A 16,373-nucleotide genomic window follows, 5' to 3' on the forward strand; every position below is an offset into this window, starting at 1 on the left:
GTCATTGGATCTTTATATGCCGAAACCGGGTGGAGGCGTCCATTCCATTGACCTCGCCGCTGCGCGGCTTGGGATTCGGACAGGCTGTCGCCGACATCCCCCGACCCAGTCAGAAAAATTCGGCGCACGCTGTACGGACTGCGCCGTGCTCCCCGCCCATCAGCCTCAATTTGGGTAAACTTCGAAGCTATGCATTTGAGCCAAAAAAGCTCTAGCGGGGCTTCAGGTGGGGGTGGATCATGTCGTTCAGGGCGGAGGCGACGTGCTGGTTGCCGGCATAGATATACCCGCCGTGCGGCCAGGGCTCGGCGCGGCGCATGTCTTCTGCAATGCCACCGGCTTCGCGCACGATCAGCGTGCCCGCTGCCACATCCCAGGGGGCCAGGCCCATTTCCCAGTAGCCGTCGTACCTGCCGCAGGCAACCCAGGCAAGGTCAAGTGCCGCGGAGCCCATGCGGCGTACGCCGCGGGTGACTGGCAGGGCGGCGTTCAGGGTGGGCATGTATTCTTCGGCGAAGGAAAAATCCCTGAATGGGAAGCCGGTTGCCAAGAGAGATTCGGCCAGGCTGTCGGTTTGAGAACAAGATAGGCGGTGTTCGTTGAGCCACGAGCCCACGCCGTGCATGGCGGTGAAAAGTTCTTCGCGATTGGGGTCGTATACGACGCCGATTATCGGGGTGTCGTGCTCGAGTGGACGGTCGCCCTCGACCACGGCGCCGGCGTGTGCGATCAGGCCGATCGACACGGCGTAGTGGGGAATGCCATGAAGGAAATTTGTAGTGCCGTCCAGCGGGTCGATGTACCATGTTGCGTCGCCGCTTGCCTGGCCGCCGGTTTCCTCGGCTACGATGCCGAACTGAGGCGTGCTCTGTTGTAGCTGCTCGATGATGGCCGCCTCGGCGTCCCGATCGGCTTGCGATACGAGATCGTTGCGGGCTTTCTTGTCGATGATCAGATCAGATCGGCGCAGCGAATGGGCCTGAAGGATGGCGGCCCCGGTGCGTGCGGCCGAAATGGCGGCGTTGAGATACTCGCTAAGATGAAACTGGGACGATGACATACGAAGGCGGGCAGCGGCAATGAAAGACATTAGTGTACGCAACATTGGCGGCATCGTGGCAGAGCGTTGTAAACGTGTTGTTCAGAACGACTTGACTGCATATGCGCCAGGCGCAGCCTCCGCGCGATGAGTCATCGCTTTGCGCCTCTTGTTCCGGCCCGCCTGCAGTGGGATGAAACGGGCACGCCATTCAGTGAGCTTTACGGGGATGTCTACCACGCACGGCAAGGCGCAATTGAACAGGCGCGCCACATATTTTTGCGAGGCAACGGGCTGCCGGAAAGATGGCGCGGCAGGGCTTCTTTTACGGTGTGTGAAACCGGCTTCGGCCTGGGCCGAAATTTCCTGGCGTTATGGCAGGCTTGGCGTGACGATCCACGCCGTTGCGCACGACTGCATGTTCTGGCGTTCGAGGCACACCCGTTCCTGGCCTCCGACTTGGCCGCGGCGTCGCGAGAACTGCCGGAGGGTTTGCGCGAACTCGCCGGCCAACTTGTCGATGCCTGGCCGGTGTTGCTGCCCGGGGTGCATCGCCTGGAATTTGAGGCGGGCCGCCTTACCCTGACACTTTTCTTCGGCCGCATCGAGCAGGCGGCGCGGGAGGCTCAGGCGGGGGCGGATGCGTTTTTTCTGGATGGCTTTGCGCCAGACAAGAATCCTGCAATGTGGTCGCCCGCGTTATTCGGCCAACTGGTGAGGTTGGGGCGACCCGAGGCGACCGCCGCTACTTGGTGCGTCAACGGAGTTGTGCGCCGCGCTTTGCGCGATGCGGGCTTTATCGTGAACAAGGCCCCTGGGTTCGGTGGGAAGCGGGAGATGACCCGAGCGGTCTTGCGCCCGGGCCTGGGCTGGGGAAGCACGGCCATTAACAGCGGGCCGGTATTGATTATCGGTGCTGGTCCCGCAGGAGCCGGCCTGGCGCATGCGCTTGCAGCAAGGGGGCGGCAAGCGCTCGTGGTCGATCCTGTTCTTGTGAATGGCCGGGGGGCGAGCCATCGTGGGCATCTTGCGGCCGCCATGACGCCATTGGTTTCGGGGGATGATGATCAGCGAGCGCGGCTAAGCAGATCCGGCGTGTTGCGCGCCTTGCATCGGTGGCAAGGACTGCCCCTGCGCGCGCGTCCGAGCCGGGTTGGTACAATAGAGCTTCTGGCCGATGCTTCTCAAGAGGCTTTGCGACGATCGACACTCGATACGCTGCAATTTCCAGAGGCATGGGTCAGGTGGCTGGATGCCGATGAAGTATCCCGGCGCGTAGGGTTTCGGCTCGACCGGCCCGGAACTTTCTTCGCCGACGGACAGCTTGTCCATCCCGAGCCGTTGCTTGATGCATTGCTTGATAATTCTCATATCCAATGTCGCGCCGCCCATATTGAAAGTTTGCGGCGTGATGGCAAGCGTTGGCTTGCGAAGTGCGACAACGGAAGCATCTTTGAGGCGGAGACGGTGGTATTGGCCAACTCAACAGCGGCTGCCACGCTGCTTTCGACGTGTGTCGACCTGCGGAAGCTGCCCAAGCTCAGTTCGGGGTGGAGGCTGGCAGGCCAGGTCAGCCATTTTCGCGCACTCGACGCCGGACGCGATCCGGCGACGATACTTAGTGCCGAGGGCTACTGGTTGCCCTCAATAGGCGGCATCAATGTGGCCGGAAGCACTTATGTGGCCAATGCCGCCGGCAGTGCTGTCACAGAACACGGGCACCGGATAATTTCAGAACAGATGGCCGGTATGCTGAAAATGAAGGCGGACGATGTCATGCGATTGCTTGACGCCTCTGGCGGCTGGGCCGGCTGGAGGGCCGTTGTAGGAGGGCGATTGCCGGTGTTTGGTCCGGTGCAGGGCGTACAGGGCCTGTGGCTTGCTTGTGCCTACGGCTCGCGCGGCCTGACATGGTCTGCGCTGGCCGGCGACCTGCTCGCAGCCAGTCTGGACGCAGAGCCGCTGCCGCTGGAACGATCTTTGCAGCGGGCTGTAGCGCCCCGTTAGTTGGGGTTTCATGGTTTTTAAACGGTGTATCGCTTGAAGTCATTTTATTTTATAGCGTAAATCCGTCAAAATAGTATCTTTTGAATGCTTTAGAGGCTTTTGCCGAGGATTGCGCTGTGCCGCCCAAGTCTGAACTTGCTCACGTGACGCAACTTGATTCTTTACAATTCTTGACCGCGAAATCCACTCGTGTGGCGTTCACTGTCGAGGGTTCCGAGTTGCAGCTCGAAATAGAAGCGACCGCCCCTGGTGTATACCGGCTGCGGTGCGCCCCTGCCACCATCTTGCACAACGAGAAGCCCGGGCCACGCGCCAAGGCGCATGCCGAAATGCTTCTTGCACGTCAGGAGGCCGTCAGCGAATTGGCGGTCTCTTCTGTGCCAGGCAAGCAAGGCTGGCGTATCGAGCAGGGCGACCTCGTTCTAGAGATCGCCATACAGCCCCTGCAGATCAGCCTTTACCGCGATCAGCAATGTCTGTTGCGCACCGGAGTGTCTGCACTCCAGCACGGGCAAGTACAGGATGCCGATGCCTGGCGTCTTCGCTGGGAACTGAATGTCGACGACTCGATCTACGGCCTGGGTGAAACCGCCGGTGATCTTGATCGGCGCGGTCAGCGCCTGGTGTCCGACCTTCCCAAGGCACGGGTTCTGCCCTTGGCCTGGAGCCCGCGAGGCTGGGGCCTGTACGTCAATAGCCTCGGGCGCGTCGAACACGACCTGGGCAGCCATGACCCCGAGGTCTACGAGCTTACTTCGCACGCCGCGGTATTGGACATCTTCCTGTTCGCGGGCGATCCCACCGAAATACTCAACCAGTACACCGCTCTTACTGGGCGCGCCGGCCAGCCTTGCTTGTGGCCCATGGGCATCTGGCTGGAGCAGGCCCCGGGCCAGTCGGTCGATGAAGTACTTGCCATGGCCAAAGGCATGCGGGATGACGAATTCGCTCTTGACGCCGTTCAGCTCAGTGCGCCCGCGGTGTACGGCTTTCAGGCCGACAAGCCGGCTTTTGAATGGGATGGCGCGCGTACGGCCGATCCCCGCGCCGACCTGGCCCGGTTCGTCGAGCTCGACCTGCATCTTGCCGCACCCACGTTTCCGGGCGTGCTGGCCGGCACGCCATTGTTCGAAGAATGGGAAGATCGGGGCTGGCTGCTGATCAACGATTCGGGTGAGGCCCAGGTATTCGCGGGTACTGAAGCCAGCGGCGGCAAGCCTTTTGGCTTGCTCGACCTTACCTACAAGGATGTTTACAAGCTGTGGGCCGAACGGCAGCGCCAGGTATTCGATGAAGGGCTGGGCGCGCCGGTTTGCGATGCGCAGTTTGATATTCCCGACGATATCACCGCCCGTGGCGGCGAAACAGGCGCGCAATTACGCACTATCTACCCGCTTTTGGCTCGCCAGGCGCTATTTGATGCAGTGGCAGGCCATAAAACCCCGCAAGAAGGCGTTATTTTTAGCTCCGACCTTTTTCCAGGGGTGCAGCGCTATGCCTGGCAAGCTGCGCCTCGGGTCAACAACGATTGGCAGGGCCTGGCTCATAGTCTGCGCACCGCTTTGGCGTTAGGCAATAGCGGCGTCACTGCTCAGGTGCATGGGCTGGGCTGTGCCCACGAGCCCGCCAATGATATGGACGCAGAGCTTTATCTGCGCTGGCTGGCGGCGGGCGTGCTGTCCGCCAACTTTAGTTTCCAGGGCGTGCCCCGGTTGATGCCGCATGCTTTCGACGAAAATACCCGCGCGTTGGTTCGACATTGGCTGCAGTGGCGCTATAGGCTGATCCCCTATGTGCTGGGCATTATCGAAGACGCCGTCCGCACCGGGCTGCCGGTGCAGCGCTCGACGGCAATGGCATTTCCGGACGATGTAATGGCCCATTTGTGGGATACCCAATACATGTTCGGCCCTGCGTTGCTGGTCGCTCCGGTGCTGAAACCCGGCGTCGAACATAAAATATACCTCCCCGCCGGCGATGCCTGGTGGGACATCAGCACCGGCCAGCGCTACGAAGGCGGCCAGGTGTTGTCGGTCGAGGTGGGGCTTGAGGCCTTGCCTGTATTTGGCCGCGAGGGGCATATGCTTTGTCTGGGGCCCGCGGCGCAGCACACCGGAGAGTTCAACTCGGCCCGCATTCTCGAAGAAGTCTGGATGTTCGGCATGCCCGAGCACAGCCCCGTCGTCATGCGCAACAAGATTCGCGTCATGCAAATGCAGGGCTCCAGCTATATCAAGGGGCTTGAGGGCTTGAAGATACTTCCGTCCGAAGGGCTCGAGGTGAAGCGTCGAGGCGCCGAGGTGCGTATCTCACGAGTCAGGTAGCGGCCAGGGGTACTTCCCTGGCTTTAAGCTGCAGCATTATTTTCCTGTTTTGGTTTGACTCATTAAAAAAAATAGCTCATAATTGCAATCTTTGGTTTTTGACGGGTTGGTAGCTCAGCTGGTAGAGCACCGGACTTTTAATCCGTTGGTCCCGGGTTCGAGCCCCGGCCAACCCACCACTTAACCTAAAGAAAACAAGTGCCTAGAGCCGCTATTAAGCGGCTTTCTTTTTGTCCGCATTGCCGTGTGCCATAAACGTGACATGGTTTGCGTGGTGCGCCAGGTAAGACGGGGCTAGGTGGCCTCTTCTCCATTATCGGAGATCGGGGCATTCACTGCACTTTTTGTCGTGTTTTCCTGCCTGACGTGTGCCCTGGTAATCGCGGCTGGGCCGCTGGGCTTTTCGATATTCGCTCTGGCGCTATCCGTACGGGTGGCGATCAAGCCTGCCTGGACAGCTCGAAAGTAAGTAGAGCTTTATATGCCAATGTCGCCTATGCTATTAAGTTGCGATGGTAAATCTGCTGTCGCTTCGTTATGTGAGATTTAAAATGGACAAGAAAGACAAGGCGACCGAGAAAGCGAAGCCGGAAGGCGCGCCGCCTGCTCTTAAACAAGCGCGCTGGCCCGGGCAAGGAAATAGCGGCGGAATCAAGAACGCCAAAGCCGGCCACGACCGCAAGAACATGGGAAGAGGCGCTGCGCGAGGAAGGTAAACCAGTGCGGTAGACGGGTCTTATGTGGCAGGCTCTCAAGTATTTGAGAGCCTGCTTTTTTATACCCGCATACCTTCTTGGTACACATCTTGATACTGGAAACTGCCGGCTGGCAGTGAAGCTTAATAGACTTGCAACATGCGTCCTCGATACTGCGTGCTTCTTGTTGCCACTCTTATCGAGCTACCCATGAAATACACTCGTGTACTGGATTCCGACGAACTGTCCACCAACCTTTCCGACAATGAACATTTTCAGGAGGTTGTGGAGCGTGTGCGCGGTCGCCGCGGCTTTTTGAAGTCGGGCCTTGGCTTGTCGGCCGCCATGTTCCTTGCCGGGCCGCTGGCTGCTTGTGGCGGAAGCGGCGGCGCAGATGGTGCAGAGGGGCCGGGCGAACCTTCTTCATTACTTGGCTTCAAGCCGGTTCCCATTTCCATCGCGGACACCCATGTCATTGCCCAGGGCTACACGGCGACACCTTTTGCCCGGTGGGGCGAGCCGCTGTTTTCCGGCGTCGAATGGAAGGGTGACGGCAGTGACACCTCGGCGGCGCAAGCAAGGCAGGTTGGCGACAACCATGACGGCATCCATTTCTTCTCCATGACGCCGGACAACAACGACGAGGGCCTGGTGGTAATGAACCACGAATACGCCACCACCATTGGTGGTGCCGAGGGACTATACGTGTGGCTGTTCGGCAAGGATGATACGGGGCCGGCGTCGAACGATCTGGCCTTTAAGCAGGAAAGATCGCAGAAGGTGATCAATGCCCATGGTGTTTCGGTAATCCATATCAAGAAGAATATCGACGGCAAATGGGAAATACAGATCGATTCGCCCTATAACCGCCGCATTACGGCGGATACTGAGATGGAGCTTGCCGGTCCGGCTCGTGGCGACGCACTGCTGCAGACCAACGCCGAGCCGACGGGCACAAAAGCGCTGGGCACGTTCAACAACTGTGGAAATGGCTGGACGCCGTGGGGCACATACCTGACTTGCGAAGAGAACTTCAACAACTATTTCGGTACGACAACGGCGCCCGCGCCTGCTCTTGACCCTTCCCAATCGCGTTATGGCATTACCAAGGGGCTTACCGACTACGGCTGGGAGCAGGCGTTTGAGCGCTTCGATTATGTGCAAGAGCCGAATGAGGCCAACCGTTTCGGCTGGATCGTGGAGATAGACCCATTCCGCCCGGATTCGATGCCTCAAAAGCGCACTGCGCTGGGCCGCATCAAGCACGAGAATTCCGCCTACAGGTTGGCAGGAGACAATCGCATCGTCATTTACATGGGCGACGACCAAGCCGGTGATTACATCTATAAGTTTGTGTCGGAAAACAGCTATCGTGAGGGTGCCGACAACTCGACTCTGTTGGATACCGGCAAGCTTTACGTGGCCAAGTTCGAAGACGGCGATACCGACGGCGACTTCATGGGTACGGGCCAATGGATGTTGCTCGATCAGGCTGAGAACGACTTGCTGCGCCTGAATGCAAGCTTTCCCAACCAAGCCGCGGTGCTTGTCAATACGCGGCTCGCAGCAGATGTTCTGGGCGCAACACCGATGGATAGGCCCGAATGGGTGGCAGTGCATCCAGTCAGCGGTGAGGTCTATGTGACTCTGACCAACAACAGCGGTCGCAAGCAAGAGGAGGTCGATGATGCGAACCCCCGGGCTGCCAACCTCTTTGGACAGATCATACGTTGGCGCGAAGCGGGCGGCGACGCAGCCGCCCTGACCTTCGAATGGGACCTTTTCGTTCTGGCGGGCAATCCCATCAAGTACGCGGATCGCACCGACTTGAAATCGGGCTCTGAAAACGTGACGGCGGACAATACCTTCAACAGTCCGGATGGCCTGGGTTTCGATAAGGACGGTCGCCTGTGGATCCAGACCGACGGCAGCTACAGCAATGCCGACGACTACGAAGGGCAAGGCAACAATCAAATGTTGTGCGCCGACCCTGGCAGCAAAGAAATACGCCGGTTCTTTGTCGGACCAAAAGAATGTGAAGTCACCGGCATCGCTTTTACGCCCGACAGCAAGACCATGTTCATCAACATCCAGCATCCCGGAGAACGCGGCGACAGCAGTTGGCCGGATGGAGAAGGCGCGCTGCCCCGTTCGGCCACCGTGATCATCACCAAGGACGATGGCGGGGTGATCGGGACCTGAGGTGCTCGTGTCAACCCGGTTCGCGACCGGTTGCGTCTTCCCGGTGGTCGTCGGCAAGAACGTGACCGGGCATGATGCTTGCCTGCCCCAATCTGCACAACGTATGTGTGGGGGATCAGGGCCGTGCCTAATCTGGTTGACATCTTTGCTCTTGACCTGGGCATCATGGAAATGATGCTGCGGGGAACCGCTGTTTATTGGACGGTGCTTGTATTATTACGGGTCGCGGGGCGTAGGGAGCTAGGTTCTCTGGGTACTGCCGACCTACTGGTGCTGGTGATGGTGGCGGACGCTGCCGGCGCCGCTCTTACGGGGGGCTCACCCTCGGTCAGCGACGGTCTCGTGGTGGTTGTGACCATTGTTGCCTGGAGCGTCCTGCTTGATCGGGCGGCCTATTACTCTCCCTTTTTTCGTCGCTTGCTTGAGCCGGAAAGAGTCTGCTTGATAAAAGACGGGCGCATCCTACGGGCAGGGTTGCGCAGTGAACACATAGGCCGTGGCGAATTAATGGAGCAGCTGAGGCTGAAGGGGGTCGAGTCTATCGACGAGGTGAAACGGGCTTATATTGAAGCCAACGGACAGTTCAGTGTGATCAAAACCGGAGATGACGTGTCGAAGGCGTCTTCGACACTGGCCGAACCGTGAGGGATTACGTTCCAGGGCTGCTGCGGGGCCAGACAGCCTGGCAGAGCGCCAGGCTGGGGTGCTGGCTCAGATCAGCGTACGCGGATGGTGCGAGTGGCGCTTAGGCGGGTGCTATCGCCTTGTGTGATTCGGATCGTAACTTGGCGGCCTGTCATGGCGTCGGGTAGCGGTACGGCGCCCTTGACGTACTTGTATTGATCGACCTTGAAGTCAATAGGGTCCAGGGTAACTGTGTTACTGCGCCCGTTGGGGTAGCGGCCTTCTACAACAAGCGTCATTTTGCCATCGAACGTTGGGGCGGATGGGTCGTCTTGCATTATCAGAATCTGATAGTTGAGCGTGCCCGATTCGCTGGTTAGCACGGCCGCCCTTATGCCCGGCGAGGTGCCGCGTGGGTCGGCCGGGATGTCCGCCAGCAGCATCTGGATGTCTTGTTGCAGTGATTCCAGCTGCGCCTTGCTTTGTTCAATTTCAGCTTCCTGGCTGGTCAGCGAGGACTGCGCCTCTTTGAGATCGCGTGTTTGCTGATTTAGCTGCGATTGCAGGCGCTGCTTGTCGATGTTGGCACTATTCAGATCTTGATGCAGTCGTTCGGATTCTTCAGCGGTCAGACGGGGCGGTCCGTAGCTTTTCTGCAAAAAAAGCAGGCCGCCGGCGCCCAGCACGATGCCTGTCAGGATAAGGACGAGCCAGCGGGGGATGCCGCGCTTGCGTCGGGTGGACCCATAGGCTGTGGGTTGGAAAGCGACACGCTTGTTCGAAGAAAATAGGGCCATATGTAAGGTTCCGTGAAGCAGGCCGTCGAAACCGCAGCGAGTGAAACGACGTGAAAAACTATAAAGCATAACGCGGAAAGACCCACGTTATCATGGCAAGGGTCGGCTTGGTTGCCCTTTGCAGCATGTTGTCACAGAGCGGGGCCGGATGCCAGCAGGCTGTCCAGTTCGGCCAGCCGCTGCGGCGTGCCTACATCCATCCAAAGCCCATTGTAGTGCTCGCCGACGACGCGTCGCTGTCGGATCGCTTCGTACAAAAGCGGAGCCAGCGGAGCAGGCTGGTCGGTGGGTGTGGCCGCGAAGAGCTCCGGGCAATACACGCCGATGCCGGTGAAAGTAAGGGTGTCGGCCGGTTGCGCGTCACTTAGCACGCCGTCGGCGCCCAGCGAGAAGTCGCCGTCGGGATGGTGAGCGGGGTTATCGGTAAGCAGCAACCAGGCTTGAAGCGAACGAGCCCTAAGCATGGAGGCGACGTCTGCGGCCTGGGCTGGATTCCAATCGCACCAAACATCGCCGTTCAAGACAAGAAAGGGGTCGTTTCCAAGCTGCGGCAAGGCTTTGGCAATGCCACCGGCGGTTTCAAGCGCCGTTGTTTCAGCCGAGTAGGTGATCTGGGCTCCGTAGCGTCTGCCATCGCCCAAGGTTTCTTCGATCTGCCCGCCCAACCAGGCGTGGTTGATGACCACCTGGGTGATGCCGGCATCGACAAGGCGTTTGATGTGCCATTCGATCAAGGATCGGCCCGCAACCTTCAGCAAGGGCTTGGGCTGGGTGTCGGTGAGCGGGCGCATGCGTTCCCCGCGGCCAGCAGCCAATATCATTGCGTGCATCAAAATGTATACCCATAAGAAACTTGACGGCCCTCAAGCCGATCGAGCAAGCGTAATAAGGGGGCGAAGATGCCATAACGCCCGGCAACCTGGCGGACATAGGCCTGGACGCGAGGGATGTGGTCAATATAGTGGTCTTTGCCGTCTCGATGGGACAGCCTGGCAAACACCCCCAGTATGCGTAAGTTGCGTTGCAGGCTGGTCCATTCGTAGGCCCGATGGAAATCCGCAAAGTCTGAATGCACGGGCAGGCCGGCGTCGCGGGCCGCCTGCCAGTAGCGTATGGCCCAATCCAACTGTTGGGCTTCCTCCCAGGTGGTGCGTGCATCCATTACCAGCGAAGCAATATCGTAGGTGATCGGCCCGGCCAGCGCATCCTGGTAGTCGATGACGCCTGGGGCGTCGCTGGAGCCCGGTGCCGGCATCATCAGGTTGGGCGAGTGGTAGTCGCGATGGACCAGTACTACAGCCTGGGCGGCGGCGTCTTGAGCCAGGGCCAGGAATATCTTTTCCAGCATGGCTTGCTCGGCATCGTCTAGCCGGCTTTGGCAATGGCGCTCGACGTACCATTGGGGGAAGAGATCAAGCTCGGCCCGCAGCCGCGTTTTGTCGTAGTTGGGAAGACCGGCTGTATCCGCGTGCTGCAGGCGCACCAGCGCCGCGATCGCTTGGCGGTACAGGGCCTGAAGCCTATCATCGGGCATCCCCTGGGTGATGGCGTGGTAGTAATTTTGCCGCCCCAGATCTGAAATAAGCAGGAAGCCCTGGTCGAGATCTTGAGCGTAGATGTGGGGCACGTTCACGCCGGCCTGCCGCAGCTTTTCACCCACCAGCACGAACGGCCGGCAGTCTTCGCGCTGGGGCGGGGCGTCCATGGCAATAAGCGTCCCTTCGCGACCCTCGAGCCGGAAATAGCGGCGGAAGCTTGCGTCACTGGAAGCGGACCGCAGGGTCTCAAGATTGAGCTGGTGTTCGTGGGCCAGAGAAGCCAGCCATTGTTTCAAGGCCTGCAGGCGGAGTTCGTCGCTGGGATTCACGTGATGTTTCCGTTGGTTCGGGTAAAGATTAAAAGGCAATTATGCCGCCAATTATGGGCGGGAGCGGGGCGGCTTCTCTATAATACCGGGCTGCCGGTCCATTCCGCGTCGGCGGATGTGCCAAAATACAGTTTCTTTTCAGGGGACAAACTACTCGTGCGTGCGGTCTGGTGGGCAATTTTTCTCGTGTTCGGCCTTGCGTCGACGGCTCAGGCCCAACCGGCCCCGTCGACTGATGCCGGCGCGCTGATCGTGTCGCCCAAGCTCAGGCTGCATACCCAATTGGGCGAGGACGAAATGACGTCGTTCCTGATCGCTGACACGATGGAAACCGACGAAGACGGAAAACTCATCCTGTCCGGCGACGCCGAGGTGCGGCGCATTGATTCCGTCGTCAAGGGCGACCGCATTGATTATCAGCGCGAAACGGGGCAGGTGAATGTGCTGGGCAACGGCATGATCATGCGCGACGGAAACATTGTTCGTGGCCCTGAACTGACTTACAACATAGATGCCGAAACGGGCGAGGTTAATGACCCGAATTTCTGGCTCGGAGCCGATGGCGGGTCGGGCAAGGCGGAAAAAGCGGATATCTTCAGTCGCAGCCAGATGCGGCTAAGTTCGGCGCAATATGCGGGCTGCCCCTGCGAGAACCCTCCCTGGTACATTACATCGCCGAGGGTCGACTTCGATTTCGACGAGAACGAGGGCGTGGCGCGCAATGCGGTGCTGTATTTCAAGGGCGTGCCAATTCTGGCTTCGCCGTATCTGTCGTTTCCGCTACGCAAAGAACGCAAGTCGGGTTTTTTGCTGCCCACCTATGGTGGTTCAAGCAACAGCGGCCTTGAGTTCACGCTGCCGTATTACTTCAACCTTGCGCCCAACTACGATTTAACGATCATGCCCCGTTACATGGCCAAACGGGGCCTGCAGATGGGTGCTGAGTTTCGCTACTTGGGTCGAGGCTATAACGGGCAGCTTACCGGCACCTATCTGAACCGGGACAAGCTTACCGACGAGACCCGCTGGATGTACTGGTGGCAGCATCGACATAACCTGGGCGGCGGATTAAGCGCTTATTTCGATGTCCGGCGGGTGTCGGATGATGACTATTTTCGCGACTTCACTACTTTTGGCCTGAACGAAGCGACCATCGATTCGCTACCCAGCGTGGCGCGCTTGAGCTGGGGCGGCTCGAAGTATTGGAGAGCCTACGTCCAGACCTACACCTATCAAACATTGCAAGACCGCACCAGCGGTTATCGTCGACCGCAGTTCGACAAAGTGCCCGAACTGTACGTGCGCGGCTCACGCTACAACTGGGGTGGGTTCGATGTGGCGACCGATAACTACGCCACCAGGTTTTCGATGCCCAAATTCCGTTCGCGGGTGGTGGACATGTTCCCCGACCAGAATCTGGACCTTCGTCCCACCTTTCCATATCAAGCCTACGATGGCACGCGGTTTAGCTCTTACAACTCCATTTCTTACCCCTTGGTGCATCCTGGTTGGTATCTGACGCCCAAGGCCGCGCTGCACCTTAGCCAGTACACCACGCACTGGAATGGTTTTACGCTTGCCAGAGACCCCAGTACCGGAATGGTGCCCGGCACGCCCCGTACCCAATCGCGAGCCGTTCCGCTGTTGTCGCTTGATTCGGGCATGGTCTTCGAACGCGAGACCACTCTGTTTGGCAATAACTCCATCCAGACACTCGAGCCGCGTGTTTATTATCTGTATGTGCCGTATCGTGATCAGTCGACGATACCTGTGTTTGACACCAGCATGGCCACTTTCAACTTTTCGCAGGCCTTCGACGAGAACCTGTTCAGCGGCGGCTGGGACCGCATTGCCAATGCCAACCAGGTTACCGTGGGTTTGACTACCCGTTGGCTTGATGAAGATTCAGGCTTTGAACGCTTGTCGCTTTCTGTGGCTCAGCGGCTATATTTTGAAAATCAGAAGGTGACCCTGCCCGGCAGAACGCCTCGTACCGACACCAAGTCTGATTACCTGGTGGGTGCTACGGCGGCGCTTACCGATAAGCTGGACGTCCGCTTCGATGCTCAGTTCAACCCCGAATCGCGCGACAGAAATCGCATGTCGGCCGGGCTGCGTTGGCAACCCCAACGCCTGGCCATGCTCGCTGCCACCTATCGCTATGAGCGCGATCCAAGCCAGATCATCAACCCGAACATCATCAACTCGCCGACGTATATTGATAGAAGCAAGGAACAGGCTTCCATCTATGGGCAATGGCCTTTGCACAACAAGCTGTTCGCACTGGGGCGGCTAGACTACTCCATACAAGAGAAACGATCCACCCAGTCGATCTGGGGCCTGGAATACAGGGGTGACTGCTGCTGGGCCGCGCGAGTCGTCTATCAGCGCTACGCTGTGTCACAACAGGACACCAACACGGCTGTGTTCTTCCAGCTCGAGCTAAGCGGGCTCGGGTCGCTGGGAACCGACCCCATGGGAACGCTGTCGCGAAATATCTATGGCTATCAGCCGGTCACTCAACCCATACCTGAAAAAACCACCTTCGAGAGGTACGAATAATGCCTAGTCTGCACTTGATGCGCCGGCTTGCGTCTTTGCTGTTTGTGCTTGGTGCGGCGTCTTCTGTCGCCGCGCAGCCGAGCGCCGCCACCCAAGCGGAGCCGCCTGCTTCCAACGAGACTGCTCAGCAGGTCGTCGATGGCATTGCCGCAGTGGTCAATCAGCAGGTCATCACACTGCGCCAGGTTGAGATCGAGGCCCGCGCTGCGCAAGAACAACTCAGGCGCCAGAATATCGCTTTGCCCGATCCGCAAATATTGCGCCGCCAGGTCCTTCAAAGCATGATCACCGACGAACTGCTGCGCCAGGAGGCCGAGCGGCTCAACATCCAGGTGACCGAAGCCAGCGCCAAGCAGGCTGCCGAAACCATCGCCCAGCGCAACAACATCTCCGTCGAGAAGCTGCGCGCCGAGATCGAGGGTTCGGGCGTTCCCTGGGAAACGTATCTTAAAGAGTTGCGCCAAGAGATTCGCGTCGATCAGCTTCGCCAGCGCACCGTTGACCGCAACATCTTTATTTCCGATGCCGACGTCGATGCCTTCCTGAAGACACAGCGGCGCCAGTCGGGGCTGGGTTCTTTGGGGCAGGCGAGCCAGGCACAGCAGACCGCACCGCGTGTGCTTGGGCTGGCGCAGATTTTGGTTGCGGTGCCCGAAGGGTCGTCTTCGTCCGAGGTGGCGCGCTTGCGCGGCAAGGCCGAAGAAATTCTTTCTCGCTTGCGTGGCGGTGCCGACTTTGCCGGCCTGGCTGCAGCCTCGTCTGATGGACCCGAGGCCTTGCAGGGCGGCGATATGGGCGTCAGGCCGGCAGAGGGCTGGCCCGATCTTTTCCTAACCGCGACGCAAAATGTTGAGGCCGGCGGGGTTAGCGACATTATCCAAAGCGGCAACGGCTTTCACATACTCAAGGTGCTGACGCGCGGCGAAGAGGCGCAGCAGGCCCAGGCGCCGGCGCCCGATCCCCGTCAAGCCCCCCCTCCGGCGCCCGAGGGCCCGATGATGGTCACCCAGACGCATGCCAGCCATATTCTTATCAAGATTACGCCCGCCATGACGGAAGAGCGCGGGCTTGATCGCCTGCAGCAATTGCGCCATCGTATTGAAATGGGAGAAGACTTCGAAGAACTGGCCCGGTTGTACTCGGATGACGCCTCGGCTCCCCAAGGCGGTGATCTGGGCTGGCTAAGTCCGGGCGAGACCGTGCCGGCCTTCGAGCAGACTATGAACGCTTTGCAGCCCGGCCAGATCAGCGAGCCGGTACTGTCGCAGTTTGGCTGGCACCTGATCCGGGTCGAAGAACGACGTGAGAAAGACATGGAGGACGAATACCGCCGCATGCAGGCACGGAACATACTGTTCCAGCGTCGCGTTGAGCCGGCGTTTGAAGATTGGCTGAACCAGTTGCGCGGTCAGGCGTATATCGATAACAGGCTGGACCCGCAATCCAGTCGTCGCCCCCGGTAGTTCTTCCATGGCGCAACATCAGGCCCGCAAGCGCTTCGGCCAGCACTTTCTGGTTGACGAGGGGGTGGTCGAGGCCATCGTGCGGGCCATTGCGCCCCAGCGGTCTGACAACGTCGTCGAGATCGGTCCGGGCCTGTCCGCCTTGACCGGCCCTTTGCTGCGCGCACTAGAGCATCTGACCGTGGTGGAGATCGATCGCGACTTGGCGGCGCGCCTTGCAAGCGACTACACCCCCGACCGCCTGACCGTCGTTCAGTCGGACGTCCTGGAAGTTGACTTCACACAGCTTGGCGCAGGGCTGCGCATTGTGGGAAACCTGCCCTACAACATCTCCAGCCCCTTGCTGTTTCACCTGATGCCCAGTGCCGGCCAGGTGATTGACCAGCATTTCATGCTTCAGCGCGAAGTGATCGACCGGATGGTGGCAAAGCCCTCCAGCTCTGATTACGGGCGCTTGTCGGTGATGCTGCAGTCGCGCTACGACATGGTCAAGCTGTTCGACGTGCCGCCCGAAGCCTTCGATCCGCCGCCGCGCGTTGTATCGGCGGTGGTGCGGATGAAGCCGCTTCCGGCAGAGCGCCCGCAGGCGAAGGATGAAGCCTTTTTTTCGCAAGTGGTGGCCAGGGCGTTCGCCCAGCGGCGCAAGATGCTGCGCAAGGGCCTTGGCGACTGGGCCAAGCGCATCGATTGGGATGCCGTGGGCGTGCGCGAGACCGCACGCGCCGAAGAGCTGTCGGTGGGCCAGTTCATTGCCTTGGCCGATCATCTGCTTGATGCGGACGTTTAAGGCGTA

Annotated in this window: 12 protein-coding genes and 1 tRNA gene; 9 read left to right on the top strand and 4 right to left on the bottom strand. The window is 59.4% G+C overall.

The genetic code is table 11. From position 1 onward, the window contains the following. Positions 1-211: 211 nt before the first annotated feature. Positions 212-1,060: an inositol monophosphatase family protein gene (locus ACIY1O_RS11800; RefSeq protein ID WP_397475334.1), complete on the bottom strand. Its 849-nt coding sequence runs from the start codon at positions 1,058-1,060 to the stop codon at positions 212-214. A gap of 126 nt (positions 1,061-1,186) precedes the next feature. Between ACIY1O_RS11800 and mnmC the strand changes: the two genes are divergently transcribed. From mnmC to ACIY1O_RS11830, 6 genes are all read left to right on the top strand, one after another. Further along, complete coding sequence (gene mnmC / locus ACIY1O_RS11805) at positions 1,187-3,046, top strand: bifunctional tRNA (5-methylaminomethyl-2-thiouridine)(34)-methyltransferase MnmC2/FAD-dependent 5-carboxymethylaminomethyl-2-thiouridine(34) oxidoreductase MnmC1 (protein WP_397475291.1); 1,860 nt, start codon at positions 1,187-1,189, stop codon at positions 3,044-3,046. A gap of 116 nt (positions 3,047-3,162) precedes the next feature. After that, a complete protein-coding gene (locus tag ACIY1O_RS11810; RefSeq protein WP_397475292.1) occupies positions 3,163-5,370 on the top strand; it encodes a glycoside hydrolase family 31 protein in 2,208 nt (735 codons plus the stop codon). A gap of 103 nt (positions 5,371-5,473) precedes the next feature. Then, a tRNA-Lys gene (locus ACIY1O_RS11815) sits at positions 5,474-5,549 on the top strand. 333 nt (positions 5,550-5,882) lie between these two features. After that, positions 5,883-6,086 (top strand): hypothetical protein, encoded by a 204-nt coding sequence (locus ACIY1O_RS11820; RefSeq protein ID WP_397475293.1) that lies wholly within the window; start codon positions 5,883-5,885, stop codon positions 6,084-6,086. A 189-nt stretch (positions 6,087-6,275) separates the two neighbouring features. Further along, positions 6,276-8,267, top strand: a complete 1,992-nt coding sequence (locus ACIY1O_RS11825; RefSeq protein WP_397475294.1) for a PhoX family protein — start codon at positions 6,276-6,278, stop codon at positions 8,265-8,267. 123 nt (positions 8,268-8,390) lie between these two features. After that, entirely contained in the window at positions 8,391-8,912 is a 522-nt protein-coding gene (locus ACIY1O_RS11830; protein WP_397475295.1) for a DUF421 domain-containing protein, read from the top strand. Positions 8,913-8,983: 71 nt separating this feature from the next. On the opposite strand, the gene ACIY1O_RS11835 is transcribed toward ACIY1O_RS11830, so the two are convergent. From ACIY1O_RS11835 to ACIY1O_RS11845, 3 genes are all read right to left on the bottom strand, one after another. Beyond that, positions 8,984-9,688, bottom strand: a complete 705-nt coding sequence (locus tag ACIY1O_RS11835) for a hypothetical protein (RefSeq protein WP_397475296.1) — start codon at positions 9,686-9,688, stop codon at positions 8,984-8,986. A gap of 131 nt (positions 9,689-9,819) precedes the next feature. After that, positions 9,820-10,518 (bottom strand): N-acetylmuramate alpha-1-phosphate uridylyltransferase MurU, encoded by a 699-nt coding sequence (murU, locus tag ACIY1O_RS11840; protein ID WP_397475297.1) that lies wholly within the window; start codon positions 10,516-10,518, stop codon positions 9,820-9,822. Beyond that, positions 10,518-11,555: an aminoglycoside phosphotransferase family protein gene (locus tag ACIY1O_RS11845; protein ID WP_397475298.1), complete on the bottom strand. Its 1,038-nt coding sequence runs from the start codon at positions 11,553-11,555 to the stop codon at positions 10,518-10,520. The genes murU and ACIY1O_RS11845 overlap by 1 nt, the downstream gene beginning before the upstream one ends. Before the next feature lie 156 nt (positions 11,556-11,711). On the opposite strand from ACIY1O_RS11845, the gene ACIY1O_RS11850 reads away from it, so the two are divergent. The 3 genes from ACIY1O_RS11850 to rsmA are packed head-to-tail and all read left to right on the top strand — an operon-like array spanning position 11,712 to position 16,367. Then, positions 11,712-14,117, top strand: a complete 2,406-nt coding sequence (locus tag ACIY1O_RS11850; RefSeq protein WP_397475299.1) for an LPS-assembly protein LptD — start codon at positions 11,712-11,714, stop codon at positions 14,115-14,117. Beyond that, entirely contained in the window at positions 14,114-15,580 is a 1,467-nt protein-coding gene (locus ACIY1O_RS11855) for a peptidylprolyl isomerase (RefSeq protein WP_397475335.1), read from the top strand. The genes ACIY1O_RS11850 and ACIY1O_RS11855 overlap by 4 nt, the downstream gene beginning before the upstream one ends. A 7-nt stretch (positions 15,581-15,587) precedes the next feature. Continuing rightward, positions 15,588-16,367 carry a 16S rRNA (adenine(1518)-N(6)/adenine(1519)-N(6))-dimethyltransferase RsmA gene (gene rsmA, locus ACIY1O_RS11860; protein ID WP_397475300.1) on the top strand — a complete coding sequence of 260 codons (780 nt, stop codon included), beginning with the start codon at positions 15,588-15,590 and terminating at the stop codon, positions 16,365-16,367. Positions 16,368-16,373 lie beyond the last annotated feature (6 nt).

This window comes from Pusillimonas sp., assembly GCF_044464525.1.
Classification (GTDB): Bacteria; Pseudomonadota; Gammaproteobacteria; order Burkholderiales; family Burkholderiaceae_B; genus Pusillimonas.